This window comes from Allobosea sp. FW305-C-101 (genome assembly GCF_058783685.1).
Genome location: NZ_JBYSYT010000001.1, coordinates 1,476,008 through 1,494,600, shown reverse-complemented (window position 1 = coordinate 1,494,600; position 18,593 = coordinate 1,476,008). Strand labels below are relative to the sequence as shown.

The window sequence follows — 18,593 nt, the reverse complement described above, 5'->3', positions numbered from 1 at the left end:
AATGGATCATGCTTATTATGCAGCCGACCATAATCGGATGTTATCCCCATGCGGCTCAATCTCCGGCAGATCGAAGTGTTCCGGGCGATCATGATCACAGGCTCGATCAGCGGCGCGGCGCGCCTGCTCTCGGTCTCGCAGCCCGCCATCAGCCGCCTGCTCGCCTATACCGAGGACCGGTTGGCGCTGCGCCTGTTCGAGCGCGTGCGCGGCCGCGTGCAGCCGACGCCGGAAGCGCGCCGCCTGTTCCAGGAAGTCGATCAGGTCCATCAGGGCGTCGTGCGGGTGAACGAACTCGCCGATGAACTGCGCGAGCGCGGCACGGGCTCGGTGCGGATCGTCGCGAGCCCGAGCGTCGGCCAGGCGCTGGTGCCGGACGCCATCGCCCGGTTGCGCGCGCGCTTTCCTGACCTTCGCGTCGAATTCGAGGTTCTCACCCTGCTGGAGGTCGTCGCCAAGGTCGTGGCTGGCCGTGCCGATCTCGGTGTCTCGATCATTCCCGTCGACGAGCCGACGCTCGACACGGAGGTGCTCGCCGAAGGGCGGCTCATGGTCATCATGCCGCGCGACCATCCGCTGGCGCGGCTGCGCGTGGTCCGCCCGGCCGATCTCGCGCCTTATCCGCTGATCGGTTTCGGGCCGCAAACGCCCTATGGCGACGTTGTCGGGCGCGCGCTGGCGCTGAAATCGGCGCCGCTCAAGATCAGCACGGTCGTGCGCTTCACCCCGGTCGCCTGCGCCATGGTGCGGGCGGGGGCGGGCGTCGCCGTCGTCGACGAGTTCGTTCTGCGCGGGCGGACCTGGCCGGAGCTGGTCTCGCGCCCGCTCGCGCCGAAGACGCGGGTGCGCGCTCATCTGCTGACGCCGCGCTTCGAACCCCTCTCGCGCACGGCGAACGCCTTTGTCGAGATCCTGCGGGGGCTGGTGCCGTCTCCGCCGGCCGGGCAAGCCGGGGAACGCGACGACAGCGCTTAACATCAGGTTATGGGCACCCGACAACAAATGATTGGCTGGGCATGATTCCGCCCTGTTAGGCTCCCCTTGGGCATGGCCGGATTGTTGCATGAGAGGGGTGCGGCATCGCGGCGTAACCACCACGACAACGGGAGCGGGAATCATGAAGATCGACTCGATCAAGCTGACGCGTGCCATTGCCGCAGGCGCCGTTCTCGCGGCGCTGATCGCCATGCCGGCCATGGCGCAGGATGCCGACCATCCGCAGGGCGAGAACCTGAAGGTTGCCTGCGATCTCGGCTTCGCGCCGTTCTGCTTCAAGACACCGGCCGGCGAGACCACCGGTTTCACCTATGACATGTCGGTCGCGCTGGCGAAGCAGCTCGGCCGCCCCGGCGTCGAGGTCACGGATTCCAACTTCTCGGCGATCTTCGCCGGCCTGTTCTCCAAGCGCTACGAGATGATCCCGGCGCCGACCAACATCACGACCGAGCGCGCTGCGCAGATGCTGTTCAGCGAGCCCTATATGCCGACGGGCCTCGGCTTCCTCGTCAAGAAGGGCGCCAAGATCGCCAATCTGGAGGAGCTGAAGGGCAAGGCTATCGCCGTCAATAACGGCTCGATCTCCGACAAGTGGCTGACCGACAACGAGGCCAAATACGGCTACACGATCCAGCGCTACAACAAGAATGCCGACGCCGTGCAGGCGGTGATGATCGGGCGCGCCTTCGCCAATGTCGCCGACACGCCGGTCACGCGCTATGTCTCGACGCAGACCCCGATGGCAGAAGTCGCCTTTGTCCTCGATGGCGGCCGCAATTTCGGCCTCGCCTTCCGCAAGGAGGATGCGGCCTTCCGGGCCAAAGTCGAGGCGGCGCTGGAATGCATCAAGACCGACGGCACGCTGGCGACGATCCACGAGAAATGGTTCGGCGTGAAGCCGGCGGCCGACTCCTCCAGCAGCAAGGTCTATCCCGGCATCGGCGCGCCGGACTTCGAGGGCTATGACGCGACGCCGCACAAGGCCGCCTGCAAGTGAGCTTGGCGCCCGCGATGGCGGCCGCGTCACCTGAGACGATCGTGTCGATCGAGGGGCTGCGCAAGAGCTTCGGCCAGGTCGAGGTTCTCAGCGGCATCGATCTCAAGGTCGGCAAGGGCGAGGCCGTCGTCATCGTCGGCTCCTCCGGCTCGGGCAAGAGCACATGCCTGCGCTGCATCAACCGGTTGGAGGAACCGACGGCGGGCACGATCCGTGTGGGTGGGCAAGTGGTCACCGGCCCCAAGGTCGATCTCGACCGCCTGCGCCGCGGCATCGGCATGGTCTTCCAGGGCATCCATCTCTACCCGCATAAGACCGCGCTGGGGAATGTCTCGCTGGCGTTGCGCAAGGTCGTCGGCCTGAGCAAGGAGGAGGCGGAGCAGAAGGCCCGCCGCCATCTCGAGGTCGTCGGCCTCGCGCACAAGGCCGATGCCTATCCGGCGGAATTGTCCGGCGGCCAACAGCAACGCGTCGGCATTGCGCGGGCCATGGCGCTGGAGCCGCAGGTCATGCTCTTCGACGAACCGACCTCGGCGCTCGATCCCGAGCTCGTCGGCGAGGTGCTCAACGTCATGGTCCGCACCAAGGAGATGGGCATGACCATGATCGTGGTGACCCATGAGATGAAGTTCGCCCGCGACGTCGCCGACCGCGTCGTCTTCATGGACCATGGCGCGATCCTCGCCGAGGGCACGCCGCAGGAAATCCTGGTCAACCCGCAGCACCAGCGCATCCGCGACTTCGTGATGCGCTCGCACGGCTGACGGCGCCGATGGACCAGATCGTCCGGTACTTCTTCGATTTCTCGCTGATGGCGGCCTTCTGGCCGGACATCCTGCGCGGCTTCCTGATCACCGTGCAGATGTCGATCCTGACGATCCTGATCGGCATACCGCTCGGCCTCGCGCTGGCGATCCTCAGGCTCTACGGCATCCGGCCGCTGAACTGGCTGATCATTTTCTATATCGACTTCTTCCGCGCGATCCCGCAGCTCGTCCTGATCGTGCTGGCCTTCTTCGCGCTGCCCTATTTCGGGCTGGTGCTGGAGCCGATCACCGCGACGGTGCTGGCGCTGGCGATCGTGCTCTCGGCCTTTGCCGAGGAGATTTTCTGGGCCGGCATCAACGCCGTGCCGAAGGGGCAATGGGAGGCCGGCCGCTCGACGGGCCTCTCCTTCACGAAGACGTTGGCCTACATCATCCTGCCGCAGGTCGTACGCATCTCGATTCCGCCTCTGACCAACCGCGCCATCGGCATCAGCAAGGGCACGACGTTGGGCTCGGTCGTCGCGGTACCCGAATTGCTCAACGTCACCTCCAGCATCCAGTCCAATGTCGCGAACCCCACAGCGCTGACGGTCGGCGCGCTGCTCTTCCTTCTGCTGTTCCTGCCCTTCGTGCGCTTCACGCGCTGGCTCGAACGCGCCTATGCGCATCCGAGGTCATGATGGACGATCTCGTCACGACCTTCTTCAACCTCGACGTTCTCAAGCAGGTCTGGCCGCTGCTGCTGCAAGGCTTCTGGATGACGCTCGCGCTGGCCGCGGTCGCCGTGCCGCTCGCGGTGCTGTCAGGCGTGGCTATTGCCATGGCGCAGGACGTGCCGAACCGGCTGCTGCGCTTTCTGCTGATCGCCTATGTCGATGTGATGCGCGCCATCCCGCCGCTCGTGCTGCTGATCTTCATCTTCTTCGGCCTGCCTTTCCTCGGCTTGAAGCTCAACGAGTTCACCGCCGCCGTGCTGGCGCTGACGCTGAACGGCTCCAGCTATTTCGCCGAGATCTTCCGCGCCGGTATCGAATCCGTGCCGAGGGGCCAGCGCGAGGCGGCCCGCTCGACGGGCCTGAGCTGGTACCAGAGCATGGTCCATGTCGTGGTGCCGCAAGGCACGCGCAACGTGCTGCCGGACCTGATCAGCAACACGGTCGAGCTGGTGAAGCAGACCTCGATCGCCTCGGCCGTCGCGCTGCAGGAACTGCTGCGTTCGGCCCAGCTCGCCCAGGGTCTGCTCTATAATCCGACACCCTTGATCGCGGTGGCGATCGTCTATTTCCTGATGTTCTGGCCCTTCGTGCGGCTTGTCTCACGCCTGCAGAACCGCCCGGCCATGTCCGCGGCTTGAGGACGCTTTGCCAGCGCGCTCAGGCACTCTCCGGCTTGCCGAGCGGCGCGCCGGCGCCGGTGCGTTCGGTGATCAGGCCGTAATGCTCGACGCGGCGATGCCTGGCGAAGTCGAAGATCGTCGCCTTGCCGAAGCGGGTCTCGTCGAGATCGCAGGGATGGACCAGCACGTCGTCCTCTTCATGGGTGAGCTCGCCGACGATCTTGCCATCGGGCGCCGCGATCAGCGTGCCGCCGAAGAGGTGGTGCCCGTCCTCCGTGCCGGCCTTGGCGACAGCCACGACCCAGGTCGAGTTCTGGTAGGCGCCGGCCTGTACCGAGAGGCGATGGTGGAAGAGGCGATCGGCCGCCGTCTCGTTCGGCGATTGCGAGTTGGCTGACGGCGTGTTGTAGCCGAGCACGACCATCTCGACGCCCTGCAAGCCCATGACGCGATAGGTCTCGGGCCAGCGCCGGTCGTTGCAGATCGCCATGCCGAAGAGCCCGCCCTCGAATTCCCAGACCGGGAAGCCGAGATCGCCCGGCTCGAAATAGCGTTTCTCAAGATGCTGGTGCGTCCGCTCGCTGTCGAACTCGACATGGCCGGGCAGATGGATCTTGCGGTACTTGGCGACGATCCGGCCGCTGCGATCGACCAGGATCGAGCTGTTGAAATGCCGGCCCTCGGGCGTCAGCTCGGCATAACCGAAGCTCATGGCGAGGCCGAGCTCGCGCGCCTTGTCGAAGAGCGCCTGCGTTTCCGGCCCGGGCATGCTGCGCTCGAACCACTGGTCCGCCTCGGCGCGATCCTCATGGTACCAGCGCGGGAAGAAGGTGGTGAGCGCGAGCTCGGGAAACACCACGAATGTCGCGCCCTGCGCCTTCGCCTTCTCCAGCAGAGCGATCATCCGCGCGACGACCTGCTTGCGGCTGTCGGCTCGCTGGATCGGGCCCAGTTGTGCGGCGGCGACGGTGATGAGGCGAGGCATCGGCAATGTCCTGATCTGGCCTGTGATCTGGTTCTCTCTGGAAACGGCAGCGGAGCCTGTTCCACCGACAAGCTCTAGAGGCCCTGCCTCCATTGTTCTCATGCTTTATTCGGGATCAGGCATAACCTGATGTTATCCGGATCGGCGTCAGAGCGACGGGCGCCGCCGGAGATACCAGAGCGCGAAGGCGCCGGACACCGCAAGCTGGCAGGCGACCATCAAGAAGGGCCAGTCGAAGGAGCCCGTCCGATTTGCGATCACCGCGAAGGCCAATGGCCCGCAGATCGAGCCGACGAAGCCGAACAGGCTCGCACCCGAGGTCACGTCGCCGATCAGGGCTGGTGGCGACACGCGTGCCAGCTCCGCCATATGGACGCCGTTCCAGCCCATCGAGGTCGCCCCGACCAGGGCCATGCAGAGATAGATCAGCCAGGGGCTCGTCCCGGCCGTGCCGATCAGCAGGGCGATGGCGGAGCCCGCTGCCACCGCCAGCAGGCAAAGCAGGTGCAGGCCGCCGCCCATGCGGTCCGCCAGCCAGCCGAAGAAGATGCGCGCGAGCGTGCTGGCCACCAGCAGCGTCGCGACAAGATGGCCGGCTTCCGCCAGCGTCCGGCCGTGCCGCGTGACCATATAGGTCGCGGTGAAGGCGGTGATGCAGGCCTGCGTGATCGAGAAGGAGACGCCAAGCGCCGTCAGCATCGGCAAAGAGGCATGCGAGCTCAGCACCCGCGCCGAGCGCGACAGCGAGGATGGCGACAGGAACATCCGCGCCCAGGCGCGGTTCTGCGTGCCCTTTTCCGCATCGAGACTTTTCCGGAACGGTTGCACGGCCAGCGCACTGATCAGCACGACCGCGATCACGGCCCAGATCGCGCCGGTGAAGCCGAAACCCAGAACCATCGGCGCCACGGCAAAGCCTGCGATGGCGCCTCCCAGAGGCACGCCGGCCTGCTTGATCGAGAAGACAAGCGTCCGATGATCGGCCGGCGCCGTGCGCATCAAGATCTGGCTGCCGGCAGGCGTGTTGGGCGCGAGCCCCAGCCCGACGAGCAGCGCACCGGCAAGGCCGATCACCGCGAAAGGCTGCGACAGCAGCAGAAGCCCGGCCGCGACGAAGGTGAGGCCGATCTGCAACGCCCGCACCGGCCCGTGATGATCCAGCATCGGATTGCCGCAGGCCAGGAACCAGCAGATGCCGACCGAAACCACCGCCGAGACATAGCCGATGCTTTCGGGCGCAAGGCCCCAGCGCAGCGTCAGGAGCGGGCCGAGGAGCGGGATGGCGGCGCCGGCAAACGAACTCACGACCTGGACGAGGAGAGTGGCGCTGAGTGCGCTTCCCCACAAAGGCAGCTTCAAGGCGGTTCCCCCGATCCCGTCGCCGCACCTGCCTTGCTTCTCGGGCCGAGCAGGTGAGAACGGCGGCGTCGGAAACGTTCATCCGGCAAGGGCCGCGTGGGGTCGAGATGGATTGATGGGCTGGCGGGGCTGCGTCGGGAGCATGCGGGCTCCCGGCGCAGCCTTGTTGCCGGGCAGGTCGGTCGGCCGTCCCTATTTCGTGACCCAGACGCCCCAGGCGCGCGTCTTGCCGGAATTGGTCAGTTCGACGCCGGCGACGCGGTCGGTCGAGGCCTCGACGAGCGGGGTATTGTAGAGGCTGATGATCGGCGCCTGCTCGATCATGCGCTGGTGCATCTCGTCGAACATCGCTTGCCTTTTGGCCGGATCGAGTTCGGTCGCCGAGGCCAGCAGCAACTCGATGGCCCGCTTGTCCTCCCATTGGACGTCGGCATCGTCGTCCTTGGAACCGACGAAGGTCTTGTAGTTCAGCGAGGGCTCGAACCGCGCGGTGAAGCGGAAGGACTGAAGCTGGAAATTGCCCTTGCTGTAGCGGTCGAGCTGCGTCGCCCATTCCAGCATGTCGAGCTCGACGTTGAAGCCGACCTGCTTGAGCATCGCCTGCAGGATGATGGCGGTGTCGTAGAGATGGACCAGCTTCTGCGAGGTCTGCAGCTTGATCGGCCGCCCGTCATAGCCGGCCTCCTTCAGCAGCTTGCGGGCGAGATCGGGGTCATATTTGTAGCCCTGGTCGTGCACGGCCGTATGGCTGCCGCTGGTCGTCGGGATGGCGGAGGGATTGGGCTTGCCCAAGCCGTCCGTCCGGTTCTCGACCAGCGTCTTCAGGTCGATCGCATGGGCCAGCGCCTTGCGGATACGGGGATCGGCGAGAAGGGGATCGCGGTTCTGGATCAGCAGGACGTTCCAGCTCAGCCCTTGCGCCGTCGCGACCTTGATGCCCTTCGCCGCGCGCAGTTCGGCGATATCCGCGACATCGGTGATGATCCAGTCGATCTGCCGTGCCTGCAATCCGGCGCGCCGGGTCGCATCGTCAGGCACCACCATCCAGCGGACCTGATCGACATAGACTTTCCGCGCTCCGGCATAGCCGCTCGTCGGTTCGCTGCGGGATTTGTAGCTGGCGAATTTATTCAGCAGGATGAAGCTGTTTTTGCGCCATTCCGTGAAGGCGAAGGGGCCGGTTCCGACCGGCTTTACCCATTCGCCTGCGGCGTTGACGGAGTCGCGATGCAGGATCGCGGTCATGCACTGGATATTGGCGACATAGTGCAGGAACAGCGCCGAGGGGGCCGCCAGCCGGAACACCACGGTCTTCGGATCGGGCGTCTCGATTGCCTCGATCTTCATGTCCTGCGTGCCGTCATACCAGCCGCGGCACTGCCAGCGCGTCGCCGGGGCGAGCATGCGCTCCCAGCTCCACTTCACGTCGGCCGAGGTCATTGGCGCGCCGTTATGGAAGGTGATGCCGTCGCGCAGTTTGAAGGTGTAGCTGCGTCCGTCCGGTGCCATCTCGTAGGATTCCGCCAGCATCGGCGCGATGCTGAGGTCCTCGCGATAGGCGACCAGTGCCTCGACGACATGGTGCAGCACAGTGTCGGCATCGCCGCTGCGGCGTACGCCGGGCTCGCTGCTGGTGATGTCCCCGGAGATCGCGACCCGCAATTCGCCGCCGGGTTTCGGCTCTTGCGCTGCGGCCGGCGTGAGGCAAGCGAATGCGGCGACAGCCGCAAGCCATCCAAGCTTCATGATCCTGCTCCTCCCAAAGGGCGGGCCCGGCTTTCCGGTGTCACCGCAGAAATCGTCGGTCTCGCCGCCCTATTCCCGCCTGCGGCGCAGCACGTCAGCGAAGAAATCCTTCACCAGCGGATGAACGAGGTATCCGATATGCTCGACGCCAGGCACGACATCGAAGCGCACGGCGATGCCGCGCTTCTCGAAAGCGGCCTCGAGCGAGCGCAGACGCTCGACCCGCGTCGCACCGGTGTCGTTGATCCCTTCCATCCAGTTCGCGGATTTCGGCGAGACGGTCACGTCCCAGGTCTCGATATCGTCACCGCCGACGACCATCTGCACCGCGACCTCGCGCATCGCCGCAAGGTCGGGTTCGCGCCCGAAGATCGCTTTCATGTCGCCGGTGCCGCGCCACCACGGCTTGTCCGGATCGGGCAGCGTGACCACGCCGGGCGCACCGATCGACACCGCGGAAAGCCGTTCCGGGTAGAGATAGAAGAAGCGGTGCACGAACTGGCCGCCGCCGGAGAAGCCGTGCATCAAAAGCTTGTCGGTCTCCAGCCGGTAGAGGCCGGCGACCTCGTCGATCATCGAGAGCAGGATCTCGTCGTAGCGGATGCCGCGGTAGAGAATGCGCTTGTAGTTATGGGTGTCGCCGGGTTCCTCGATCCCGCAGGGGAAGAGCGGCGCCAGCAGCACGCATTGGTTCGCCTCGGCGAAATCGATGAACTGGTCGCGCAGATTCGTCGCATCGCGCAGGCTGCCATGGACGAGAACGGCGAGCGGATAGCGCCGCGTGCCGGTCTCTTCGTAGCTTTCGGGCAGGTAGCAGCAATAGGAGAAGCGCTGGTCGGCCCGGCAGGCGGAAATCGCCGTGCGGCCCATCAGGTAGTAGGAGATGGTCTCGCCGTGCCCCTTGCGCATTCCGCCCTCTCTTCAATGAGCTGCTGGCCGGCCTGATGGCTCAGGCGATGGTGTCGAGCGCCTTTCGGATGCTGGCGAAGATCCGGTCGATCTCGTCGGGCTCGATCGTCAGCGGCGGCGACAGTACGATGAGATCGGCGCCGGCCCGGACGAGCACGCCGTCCTGGTAGCAGGCCTCGGCGCATTCGGCGCTGCGCTGGCCGGCGCCGCCGGGGCGCGGCGCGAACTCGATCGCGGCGACCAGGCCGATATTGCGGATGTCGATAACATGCGGCGCGCCCTTCAGCGCATGCGCCGCCTGCTCCCAATGATCCGCGATCTTGCGGGTGCGCTCGAACAGCCCTTCCTCCTCATATACCTGCAAGGTCGCGAGGCCGGCGGCGCAGGCCAGCGGATGGCCGGAATAGGTGAAGCCGTGGAACAATTCGATCGCGGATTCCGGCCCGGTCATGAAGGCATCGTAGATGTGCTTGCCGACGACGGTCGCGCCCATCGGTACGGCACCGTTGGTCAGGCCCTTGGCGCAGGTGATCATGTCCGGCGTGACGCCGAAGGCTTCCGACGCGCAGGAGGCGCCGAGCCGCCCGAAGCCCGAGATCACCTCGTCGAAGATCAGCAGGATGCCGTGCTTGTCGCAGATTTCGCGCAGGCGCTTGAGATAGCCCTTCGGCGGCGGCAGCACGCCGGTCGAGCCGGCGACGGGCTCGACGATCACGGCGGCGATGGTCGAGGCGTCATGGATCTGGACGAGCCGCTCCAGATCGTCGGCAAGTTCGACGCCATGCTCCGGCTCGCCCCGCGAGAAAGCGTTGCGCGCGAGGTCGAGCGTATGCGGCAGGTGCGCGGCGCCGGGCAGCAGTGGTCCGAAATCGCGGCGATGGCGGCTGATGCCGGCGACCGACAGGCCGCCGAAGCCCATGCCGTGATAGCCGCGCGCCCGCCCGATCAGGCGGTAGCGACCGCCTTCGCCACGCTGGCGATGATAGGCGAGCGCGACCTTCAGTGCGGTATCGACGGCTTCCGAGCCGGAATTCGAGAACAGGACGTGGTCGAGGCCGTCAGGCAGCATGCCGACCATGCGGTTCGCCAGCGTGAAGGCTTCCGGATGCCCCATCTGGAAGCAGGAGACATAGTCGAGCCCGTCAGCCTGCGCCTTGATCGCCTCGCGGATGCGCGGGTGGCCATGGCCGGCATTGACGCACCAGAGGCCTGCCATGCCGTCGAGGATCCGGCGCCCGTCCGACGAGAGATAGTAATTGCCTTCCGCCCCGACGAAGAGCCGCGGCGCGCTTTTGAAGCGGCGGTTCGCGGTGAAGGGCATCCAATGCGCATCGAGATCATTGGGGCGGGCGGCGGTGGCGGGCACGGTCGGTCTCGCTGCTGGGTGATGATGAAATGAATTATTTGCATAAAAAATACAATGTCAAGCGAGCGTGCGGAAGCCGAGGGAAGGGCGCCGCGGCTACGGGCATTATTCCGCGGGAGAGGCCGCTTCGCGCGCGGGCCGGGTCAGGTGCTGGCGCATCAGGATGACCGCCCAGTTGATGTCGCCCTGTTCGAGCGCATCCAGAATGGCGAGGTGCTCGCGGCAGGATTTGAGCAGGGCATCGGCATCAAGCTCGCCGTAATCGGCATATTCCGTCAGCCGCCGCAGCGCGTTCTGCGCTTCCATGGCCTGAAGCAGGAAGCGGTTGCCGGAGCAGGCCGCGAGCATGGCATGGAAGCCTGCATTGATCGCGAAGAAGCGCTCGACCGAGGGCGAACGGTAGAGGTCTTCGATGAAGGCTTCATGCGCCGCACGGCTACGGGCGAATTGATGTTTGTCGACGCGGAAGCCGGGTTCCTGCAAGCCCATGCATTCGATGATCAGGCGAAAGCGGTAGCTCTCCTCGCGCGCCTGGTTCGAGGCGAGCGAGGGCACGAAGCTCCAGCCATGGCCGCGCCTGCGCTTGACCAACCCGTCTTCGGCGAGCCGGAGCAGGACCTTGCGCAGGCCGCTGCGGCCGATGCCATAGGTTTCGAGCAGGTCGGTCTCGATCAATTGCTCGGGAAGCCGGCCGGCCTCGCGGTCGCGCAGGATCGCCTGGAGCACGTTCTCCTCCAGAGCCGCCGGCAGCGAGCGCTCCGCGGTTTCGAGTTCGGCGCCGTCGCGCGACAGGAAGAAGCCCTGGTTGGTGCGGTTCTCGACGAGGCCCTGGCCGGCAAGGACGCCGAGCGCGGCGCGCACCGGCGTGCGCGAGACCTCGAATTCTCGCGCGATCTCCATCTCGCGCAGATGGAAGCCGGCGGGCCAACGCCGCTCGGCGGCGAGTGCCGCGATGCGCCGCGCCAGCGACAGATGCAGCCCGCTGGGCTTGGCGCCAGCCCTTTCGGAACGGGAGGCGTCCGTCATCTCGGCAACAGGCTCACGGCAGATGGTCCTAAGGGGCGAAAAAAGACACCTTTCTTACCATGCCGCGAGCCGAGGGCAATTCCGCCGGCTGTCAGGCGGAGGGCGGTTCGATGAGCACGAGCCTCTTGCCGGCCTGCACCGTCTCGCCGGGCTGGCAAGCGATGTCGGCCACCACGCCGTCGATGCCGGCCGCAAGCGAGGTGAAGAGCTTCATCGATTCCAGCACGACGACGACCTGCCCGGCCTCGACCCTGTCGCCCGGCGCAACGCGGACTTCGGCGACCACGCCCGGCATCGGAGCAAGTATTGCTCCCGAACCTGCTCCACCGCCACCGGCTGCCGCCGCGGGTCGTGCCTCGCTGCCGATCCTGATAGCGAAGCTCTCGCCATCGAGCATCAGCCGAACGAGCCCGTCCGTCGTGGCGTGGCTACCGCGCAGGAGTCTGTCCTCGAACGTGAGCTCGAAGCTGTCGGCACCGATGTGCACAGCCAGTTCGATCTCGCCGTCCGAGTCGAGAACGATACGCCGGCCATCCGGCAGCAATCGAACCTCCAGCTTCGTCGTCCCGTCCTCTTCCTCGGCGATCAGGCGGCTCGTCGCCGCGCCGCCGGCCGGCGCCAGCAGGCGGAATCCTGCGAGGCTGCTCCACGCATCGACGTTCGGGCGCGCCGCTTTCTGCTTCTCCAGCCAGAGCAGGGCGGCGGCGGCGCGCGCCAGCCGTTGCCGCGGCCGCTTGGCGGTCCAGCCATCGGGGAAGGCGTCCTCGATGAAGCGCGTCGTCGCCTTGCCCGCGGCGAAGATCGGATGCTCGACCGCGTCGATCAGGAAGGGCAGGGTGGTGGCGGGGCCGAGAATGGCGAAGTCGCGCAAGCCAGCCGCTAGCCGCGCGCAGGCCGTGGCGCGATCCGGCCCGGCCGCGATCGCCTTGGCGAGCAGCGAATCGTAGAACAGCGTGACCTCGGAGCCTGCCCGCACGCCGCTGTCGACGCGGATCGAGGCTGGCTCGGCATAGCCCTCGATCCGTCCGGTGTCCGGCCGAAAGCCTTGGTCGGCGCGTTCGGCGGTGATGCGTGCCTCGACCGCGTGCCCGCTTTCGCGAATCTCGGGCTGCAAGGCCGGAAGTCGCTCACCGGCGGCGATCCGGATCTGCCACTCGACGAGGTCGTAGCCGGTGATCGCCTCGGTGACGGGATGCTCGACCTGCAGGCGCGTGTTCATTTCGAGGAACCAGGGCTCGTCGAAGCCATCTTCCAGGATGAACTCGACGGTGCCGAGATTGTCGTAGCCGATGGCCTTTGCCAGCGCGACGCCGCGCTCCAGCAGCTTGGTTCGGATCGCTGGCGTGAGATTGGGGGCGGGCGCTTCTTCCAGAACCTTCTGGTTGTTGCGCTGGACCGAGCAGTCGCGCTCGAACAGATGCACGACATTGCCGTGCTTGTCGCCGGCCACCTGCACCTCAAGATGGCGCGGCCGCATCACCAGCTTCTCGATCAGCAAAGCGGGATCGCCGAAGGCGGCCTGCGCCTCGGCACGCGCCATCTCCAGCGCCGGCACCAGCTCCTCGGCGGCGAAGACGCGGCGCATGCCCTTGCCGCCGCCGCCGGCCGAGGCCTTGATCATCACGGGATAGCCGATCCGCGCCGCGGCATCGGCCAGCGCGGCATTGGACTGGTCCTCGCCGGCATAGCCTGGCACGCTCAGTACGCCGGCCTTCTCGGCGATCAGCTTCGAGCCGATCTTCGGGCCCATCGCGGTGATGCATTCGGCGGAGGGGCCGACGAAGATGCGCCCCGCCTGCCGGCAGAGCAGCGGCAGGTCCGGCTTCTCGGAAAGGAAGCCGTAGCCCGGATGGATGGCCTCCGCGCCGCTGCGCGCGGCAGCTTCCATGATCGCCTCCGCCCGCAGATAGCTGTCGCGCGCGGCGGCGGGGCCGATGCGGACGGCCTCGTCGGCGAAGGCGACATGCTGTGCATCGCGGTCGGCATCGGAGAAGACGGCGACGGTGCGGATGCCGAGGCGCCGGCAGGTCCGCATGATCCGCACGGCGATTTCGCCGCGATTGGCGATGAGAAGAGAGCCGATCATCGGGATTACATCCGGTAGACGGGGCGATGCCCGGGCAGGTCGATCTCGCGGGCGGCGAGCGAGAGGCACAGGCCCAGCACGTCGCGGGTCTGGGCCGGCTCGATGATGCCGTCATCCCAGAGCCGGGCGGTGGCGTAATAGGGCGTGCTCTGCTCCTCGAACTGACGGCGCGTTTGGCGGTCGAGTTTTTCGATGTCGGCCTCGTTGGCGCTGCTGCGCGTCAGGCTCGACCGCCGGAGTTCGGTCACCACCGTCGCTGCGACATCGGGCGACATCGTCGCGATCCGCGCATTCGGCCAGGCGAAGAGGAAGCGCGGCTGGAAACCCCGGCCACACATGCCGTAATTGCCGGCGCCATACGAGCCGCCGATGATGACGGTGTAGCGCGGCACGCGCGCGTTGGAGACGGCGTAGACGAGCTTGGCCGAGTGCTTGGCGATGCCGCCGCGCTCCGCATCTGTCCCGACCATGAAGCCGGTGATGTTCTGCAGGAACAGCAGCGGGATGCGGCGCTGGTCGCAAAGCTCGATGAAATGCGCGCCCTTGAGAGCGCTGTCGGAGAACAGCACGCCGTTATTGGCGATGATGCCGACAGGCTGGCCGTGGATATGGGCGAAACCGGTGACCAGCGTCGCGCCGAAATCCGGCTTGAAGGCATCGAAGACGCTGCCATCGACCATGCGGGCAATGACCTCGCGCACATCGAAAGGCTGCTTCAGGTCGGTGCCGACGATGCTCTCGATCTCGGCGGGATCGTAGAGCGGCGGCGTGACAGCACGTGCTGGAAAGCGCGGCGATGCCGGCCAGTTCAACGCCCCGACGATGTCGCGGAGCTTGGCGATCGCCTCGAACTCGTCTTCGGCGAGATAGTCGCTGACGCCCGAGACCTGCGTATGCATCTCGGCGCCGCCCAGCGTCTCGCCATCGACGATCTCGTTGATCGCGGCCTTGACGATCGGCGGCCCGCCGAGATGGATGCGGCCGGTGCCGCGCACCATCACGACCTCGTCGGCGAGCGCCGGGATATAGGCCCCGCCCGCCGTGCAGCCGCCGAACACCGCCGATATCTGCGGCAGGCCGGCCGCCGACATGCGACATTGCTGCAGGAAGGCGCCACCGAAATGGTCGCGGTCGGGAAAGACGCGGTCCTGCTCCGGCAGGAAGGCGCCGCCGCAATCGACGAGATAGACGCAAGGCAAGCGGTTCTCGAAGGCGATCTCCTGCGCCCGCAGGTGCTTCTTGACCGTCTCATGGAAGAAGGAGCCGCCCTTCACCGTCGCGTCATTGGCGATGATCATGCAGGGCGTGCCCGCGACGACACCTATGCCGGTGACGATGCCGGCGCCCGGCACCTCGTTGCCATAGAGCTCCCAGGCCGCGAGCGGGGAGAGTTCGAGGAAGGGCGATAGCGGGTCGACCAGGAGATCGATGCGCTCGCGCACCGGAATCTTGCCGCGCTCGCGATGGCGCGCCCTGAGCTTCTCGCCGCCGCCGGCCAGCACGCGCGCATGGCGCTCACGCAAGGTCTGGATCAGTGCCCCGTAGGCGGCCCGCTTCTGCTGCTGTTCGGCCCCGGAGCCGACCCTGCTTTCGATGACCGGCATGCGTGCTGCGCCTCCTCGGCCTCCCGGCGGCTGGCCCGCCGGTAGAATGATGTTATTTACCTACCTGCCGGTAGGCAGTTAGGCAAGAGGCGTTGATGGCAGCGGCGCGATGGGCGTGGCGGCAGGCAGGATTCAGATGAGGGTGCACGGAGGCAGGGAACGTTCGGCGGTGGCCGGCATTCGTCATCCTGACACAGGCGTGTCGATATATTGATATCAAGCCATTCGAGGGGCGCCGAAGCTCCCGTCACAATGGAGACGACCATGAAGATCGTGACCAGCCTGAGTTTCCGGGGTGAATGCCGGGCCGCATTCGAGTTCTACGCCAAGGTCCTCGGCGGCAAGATCACCGCGGCCATGCCTTATGGTGACGCGCCGCCCGACATGCCGATCACCGACGAGAAGTACAAGACCTGGCTGATGCATTGCTGGCTGGAGATTGGCGACCAGGCCCTGATGGGCGCCGACATGGACACGGCCTGGGCTCCGAATGTCGACAAGCCCAAGAACGGTTTCGACGTCACCTTGCATACCAATGACAAGGCGCAGGGCCAGCGCTGGTACGATCAGCTCTCCGAGGGCGGGCGGGCCGGCATGCCGTTCGGCGAGACCTTCTGGTCGCCCGGCTTCGGCTCGCTCACCGACAAGTTCGGCATTCCCTGGATGATCAACACCATCCCCGTGGCGGATTGGAAGCCGTCGCAGGGCTGATCAGGCTGTCAGGCGCGCCCCGCGGAACCCGCGGGGCGGCACACTCACACGAGATGGAAGGACTGTTGCAGCACGTCGCGGGAATCGAGGCCGAGCTGCACGTCGAATTGGCCGCTTTCGAGCACCTCCTTGAGGTCCCCGTTGATGAACTTCAGCTGGTCCGGGCCGATCTCGAAGCGCACCACGCGGCTCTCGCCGGGCTTCAGCGTCACCTTCTGGAAGCCCTTCAGCTCCTTGATCGGCCGCGCGATCGAGGCGTAGGGGTCGGCGATGTAGAGCTGCACGACGTTGGCGCCCGCGAAGCTGCCGGTATTGGTCAGTGTCGCCTCGGCGGTCAGCTTCTCGCCGCGCTTGATGCGGGCTGCCGAGAGCTTGAGGTCGGTCAGGGTGAAGCTGCTGAAGCTCAGGCCGAAACCGAACGGATAGAGCGCGCCCTGCTCCTCCTCGAAATATTGCGAGGTGTAGTTGCCGGGCTTGCCCGGGGTGAAGGGGCGCCCGATCCGCAGCGCGTTGTAATAGGTCGGAATCTGGCCGGCCGAGCGCGGGAAGCTGATCGGCAGCTTGGCGGCGGGGTTGTGGTCGCCGAACAGGATGTCGGCAATGGCGTTGCCGCCCTCGGTGCCGGCATACCAGGTCTCCAGCAGCGCGTCGGCATTGTCCTTTTCCCAGCCGATCGCGAGCGGGCGGCCGTTCATCAGCACGACGACGAGCGGCTTGCCGGTCGCCTTCAGCGCCTGCAGCAGCTTGCGCTGCGAGCCCGGCATCTCGATCGTGACGCGGCTCGACGATTCATGCGACATGCCGCGCACCTCGCCGACGACGGCGATCACCACATCGGCCTGGTTGGCGGCGGCGACGGCCTCCTCGATCATCGCGTCGAGCGGGCGCGGGTCCTGGATGACCTCGGGCTTGTCCCAGTTGAGGTAGTTCAGGTAGTCGACGATCTTCTGGTCATCGAGCACATTGGCGCCGCGCGCGATCAAGAGCTTGGCCTTGTCGCCGATCGCCTTCTCGATGCCGGCCTTGACCGTGACGGCCTGTTCGGCGACGCCTTGCGCCGACCAGCTGCCGAGAATGTCGAGCCCGGAATCGGCCAGCGGTCCGACCAGCGCGATCGTGCCTTGCTTCTTCAGCGGCAGGGTCTGGTTGCGGTTCTCCAGCAGCACGATGGACTCGCGCGCGATCTCGCGGGCCGGCTCGCGATGCAGGCGGTCGTTCGAGCGGACATCGACCGGATCGTCCTCCTGCTTGCCCATCCGCAGGAACGGGTTGGCGAAGAGGCCCATGTCGTATTTGGCGCCGAGCACCTCGCGCACGCAGGCGTCGAGCTCGGCCATCTTGATCTCGCCGGAGGCGATCAGGCCGGGCACTTCCGCGAGATAGACCTGGTCGGCCATGCTGAGGTCGATGCCAGCGCGGATGGCCAGCTTGGCAGCCTCGCGGTTGTCGCGGGCAACGCCGTGGCGCGTCAGTTCCGTGATCGCGCCATGGTCGCTGACGGTGACGCCCTTGAAGCCCCATTGCTTGCGCAGCAGGTCCTGCAGCAGCCAGATATTGGAGGTCGCCGGCACGCCGTTGATCGAGTTGAGCGCGACCATGACGCCGCCGGCCCCCGCCTCGATCGCGGCGCGATAGGGCGGCAGATAGACCTGGTGCATGCGCAGCAGGCTCATGTCGACCGTGTTGTAGTCGCGCCCGCCCTCGACCGCCCCGTAGAGCGCGAAATGCTTGACCGCGGCCATGATGGTGTCCGGCTGGTCAGGCGAGGTGCCCTGGAAGCCGCGGACGCTCGCTCGCGCGCATTCGCTGACGAGGAACGGGTCCTCGCCGAAGCCCTCGGAGGTGCGGCCCCAGCGCGGATCGTGGCTGATGTCGACCATCGGCGCGAAGGTCATGTCGACGCCGTCATTGCAGGCCTCGACGGCCGAGACGCGGGCCATGCGTTCGATCACGGCCATGTCGAAGCTCGACGCCAGGCCGAGCGGGATCGGGAAGGTGGTGCGGTGGCCGTGGACCACGTCATAGGCGAAGAAGAGCGGGATCTTAAGGCGCGAGCGCTTGACGGCGGCCTCCTGGAGCGGCCGATTGTCGCGCCGGACCACGGTGTTGAACGAGCCGGCGATGCGCCCGGCCGCGACCTCGTCCATGAGCTGCGCATGCGGCATCTCGGGGCCGATGCTGATCAGGCGCAACTGGCCGACCTTCTCGTCCACCGTCATCTGCGCGATCAGCTTGTCGACGAAGGCCTTCTTCTTGGCAGCCGGATCGGCGGCGCGGGCCTGTTTCGGCTTGGCCGCGGCGGGAAGCGCCGCCATTCCGGCCACGAAGGCGGCCGAGGCCATGGCACCGAGCGCCTGCCGGCGGGAGAGGCCGGCAGCGGCCTCCTCAGGGGACACCGTCTCCAGTCCTTCGACGACCGGCGCAGCCTTCTGATGATCCATGCTGATTTCGTTCACTCAGGTTGTCGGGGGTGACGGGGAGCGCGGGAGCGGTTCGGGAAGAACGGCGCTCATTCCTTGACCCTCGTCGCGATGATGGGCATTTGTGCTTGGGTCGCGCCGCCGTCAACAGAGGACGAGCGCTCCGTCCCGCCGACGCCCACCTTTAAGGAGCTAGTGTGAACTTGTCGACCCGTTCCGCCGACGGGGCCCCGCTCATGGCCCGGTCTTCCTCTTCAGCCCGACCCATGCTGATGCGGCTGCTGA

The 18,593-nt window shown here is 66.5% G+C and carries 15 protein-coding genes; 6 read left to right on the top strand and 9 right to left on the bottom strand.

Annotated elements, in window-relative coordinates; translation table 11 throughout:
* Positions 1 to 48: 48 nt before the first annotated feature.
* From AC3WMA_RS07070 to AC3WMA_RS07050, 5 genes are all read left to right on the top strand, one after another.
* Complete coding sequence (locus AC3WMA_RS07070) at positions 49 to 975, top strand: LysR family transcriptional regulator (RefSeq protein WP_492284652.1); 927 nt, start codon at positions 49 to 51, stop codon at positions 973 to 975.
* 142 nt (positions 976 to 1,117) lie between these two features.
* Positions 1,118 to 1,993 (top strand): substrate-binding periplasmic protein, encoded by an 876-nt coding sequence (locus tag AC3WMA_RS07065; protein WP_492284651.1) that lies wholly within the window; start codon positions 1,118 to 1,120, stop codon positions 1,991 to 1,993.
* 14 nt (positions 1,994 to 2,007) lie between these two features.
* On the top strand, positions 2,008 to 2,757 hold the full coding sequence (locus tag AC3WMA_RS07060; protein ID WP_492284650.1) for an amino acid ABC transporter ATP-binding protein: 750 nt from the start codon (positions 2,008 to 2,010) through the stop codon (positions 2,755 to 2,757).
* 8 nt (positions 2,758 to 2,765) lie between these two features.
* Entirely contained in the window at positions 2,766 to 3,440 is a 675-nt protein-coding gene (locus AC3WMA_RS07055) for an amino acid ABC transporter permease (RefSeq protein ID WP_492284649.1), read from the top strand.
* Complete coding sequence (locus AC3WMA_RS07050) at positions 3,440 to 4,114, top strand: amino acid ABC transporter permease (protein WP_492284648.1); 675 nt, start codon at positions 3,440 to 3,442, stop codon at positions 4,112 to 4,114. Before AC3WMA_RS07055 ends, AC3WMA_RS07050 begins: the two co-directional genes overlap by 1 nt.
* Before the next feature lie 19 nt (positions 4,115 to 4,133).
* Here the strand turns inward: AC3WMA_RS07050 and AC3WMA_RS07045 are convergent, their stop codons facing one another.
* The 8 genes from AC3WMA_RS07045 to AC3WMA_RS07010 all read right to left on the bottom strand — a co-directional run bounded on the left by AC3WMA_RS07045 (position 4,134) and on the right by AC3WMA_RS07010 (position 15,177).
* On the bottom strand, positions 4,134 to 5,081 hold the full coding sequence (locus AC3WMA_RS07045; protein ID WP_492284647.1) for an N-carbamoyl-D-amino-acid hydrolase: 948 nt from the start codon (positions 5,079 to 5,081) through the stop codon (positions 4,134 to 4,136).
* Between the two features lie 147 nt (positions 5,082 to 5,228).
* Entirely contained in the window at positions 5,229 to 6,440 is a 1,212-nt protein-coding gene (locus AC3WMA_RS07040) for an MFS transporter (RefSeq protein WP_492284646.1), read from the bottom strand.
* A 192-nt stretch (positions 6,441 to 6,632) separates the two neighbouring features.
* A complete protein-coding gene (locus AC3WMA_RS07035; protein WP_492284645.1) occupies positions 6,633 to 8,186 on the bottom strand; it encodes an ABC transporter substrate-binding protein in 1,554 nt (517 codons plus the stop codon).
* A 69-nt stretch (positions 8,187 to 8,255) separates the two neighbouring features.
* A complete protein-coding gene (locus AC3WMA_RS07030; RefSeq protein WP_492284644.1) occupies positions 8,256 to 9,095 on the bottom strand; it encodes an alpha/beta hydrolase in 840 nt (279 codons plus the stop codon).
* 40 nt (positions 9,096 to 9,135) lie between these two features.
* Positions 9,136 to 10,461 (bottom strand): omega-aminotransferase AptA, encoded by a 1,326-nt coding sequence (gene aptA / locus AC3WMA_RS07025; protein WP_492284643.1) that lies wholly within the window; start codon positions 10,459 to 10,461, stop codon positions 9,136 to 9,138.
* Between the two features lie 105 nt (positions 10,462 to 10,566).
* Positions 10,567 to 11,487, bottom strand: a complete 921-nt coding sequence (locus AC3WMA_RS07020) for a GntR family transcriptional regulator (RefSeq protein ID WP_492284642.1) — start codon at positions 11,485 to 11,487, stop codon at positions 10,567 to 10,569.
* Between the two features lie 91 nt (positions 11,488 to 11,578).
* Positions 11,579 to 13,573, bottom strand: coding sequence for an acetyl/propionyl/methylcrotonyl-CoA carboxylase subunit alpha (locus tag AC3WMA_RS07015; RefSeq protein ID WP_492284641.1), 1,995 nt, complete (start codon positions 13,571 to 13,573; stop codon positions 11,579 to 11,581).
* Between the two features lie 5 nt (positions 13,574 to 13,578).
* Positions 13,579 to 15,177, bottom strand: a complete 1,599-nt coding sequence (locus tag AC3WMA_RS07010; RefSeq protein ID WP_492284640.1) for an acyl-CoA carboxylase subunit beta — start codon at positions 15,175 to 15,177, stop codon at positions 13,579 to 13,581.
* Positions 15,178 to 15,441: 264 nt separating this feature from the next.
* Between AC3WMA_RS07010 and AC3WMA_RS07005 the strand changes: the two genes are divergently transcribed.
* Complete coding sequence (locus AC3WMA_RS07005) at positions 15,442 to 15,888, top strand: VOC family protein (protein ID WP_492284639.1); 447 nt, start codon at positions 15,442 to 15,444, stop codon at positions 15,886 to 15,888.
* Positions 15,889 to 15,932: 44 nt separating this feature from the next.
* Here the strand turns inward: AC3WMA_RS07005 and bglX are convergent, their stop codons facing one another.
* Positions 15,933 to 18,329 (bottom strand): beta-glucosidase BglX, encoded by a 2,397-nt coding sequence (gene bglX, locus AC3WMA_RS07000; RefSeq protein WP_492284638.1) that lies wholly within the window; start codon positions 18,327 to 18,329, stop codon positions 15,933 to 15,935.
* Positions 18,330 to 18,593: the final 264 nt, after the last annotated feature.

Bases quoted from the DNA above. Each gene is read 5' to 3' on its own strand.
- AC3WMA_RS07055 (WP_492284649.1), top strand. From the start codon at position 2,766: ATGGACCAGATCGTCCGGTACTTCTTCGATTTCTCGCTGATGGCGGCC.
- AC3WMA_RS07050 (WP_492284648.1), top strand. From the start codon at position 3,440: ATGGACGATCTCGTCACGACCTTCTTCAACCTCGACGTTCTCAAGCAG.
- bglX (WP_492284638.1), bottom strand. From the start codon at position 18,329: ATGGATCATCAGAAGGCTGCGCCGGTCGTCGAAGGACTGGAGACGGTG.
- AC3WMA_RS07015 (WP_492284641.1), bottom strand. From the start codon at position 13,573: ATGATCGGCTCTCTTCTCATCGCCAATCGCGGCGAAATCGCCGTGCGG.
- AC3WMA_RS07060 (WP_492284650.1), top strand. From the start codon at position 2,008: ATGGCGGCCGCGTCACCTGAGACGATCGTGTCGATCGAGGGGCTGCGC.
- AC3WMA_RS07010 (WP_492284640.1), bottom strand. From the start codon at position 15,177: ATGCCGGTCATCGAAAGCAGGGTCGGCTCCGGGGCCGAACAGCAGCAG.
- AC3WMA_RS07030 (WP_492284644.1), bottom strand. From the start codon at position 9,095: ATGCGCAAGGGGCACGGCGAGACCATCTCCTACTACCTGATGGGCCGC.
- AC3WMA_RS07035 (WP_492284645.1), bottom strand. From the start codon at position 8,186: ATGAAGCTTGGATGGCTTGCGGCTGTCGCCGCATTCGCTTGCCTCACG.
- AC3WMA_RS07070 (WP_492284652.1), top strand. From the start codon at position 49: ATGCGGCTCAATCTCCGGCAGATCGAAGTGTTCCGGGCGATCATGATC.
- AC3WMA_RS07005 (WP_492284639.1), top strand. From the start codon at position 15,442: ATGAAGATCGTGACCAGCCTGAGTTTCCGGGGTGAATGCCGGGCCGCA.
- AC3WMA_RS07045 (WP_492284647.1), bottom strand. From the start codon at position 5,081: ATGCCTCGCCTCATCACCGTCGCCGCCGCACAACTGGGCCCGATCCAG.
- AC3WMA_RS07065 (WP_492284651.1), top strand. From the start codon at position 1,118: ATGAAGATCGACTCGATCAAGCTGACGCGTGCCATTGCCGCAGGCGCC.
- AC3WMA_RS07020 (WP_492284642.1), bottom strand. From the start codon at position 11,487: ATGACGGACGCCTCCCGTTCCGAAAGGGCTGGCGCCAAGCCCAGCGGG.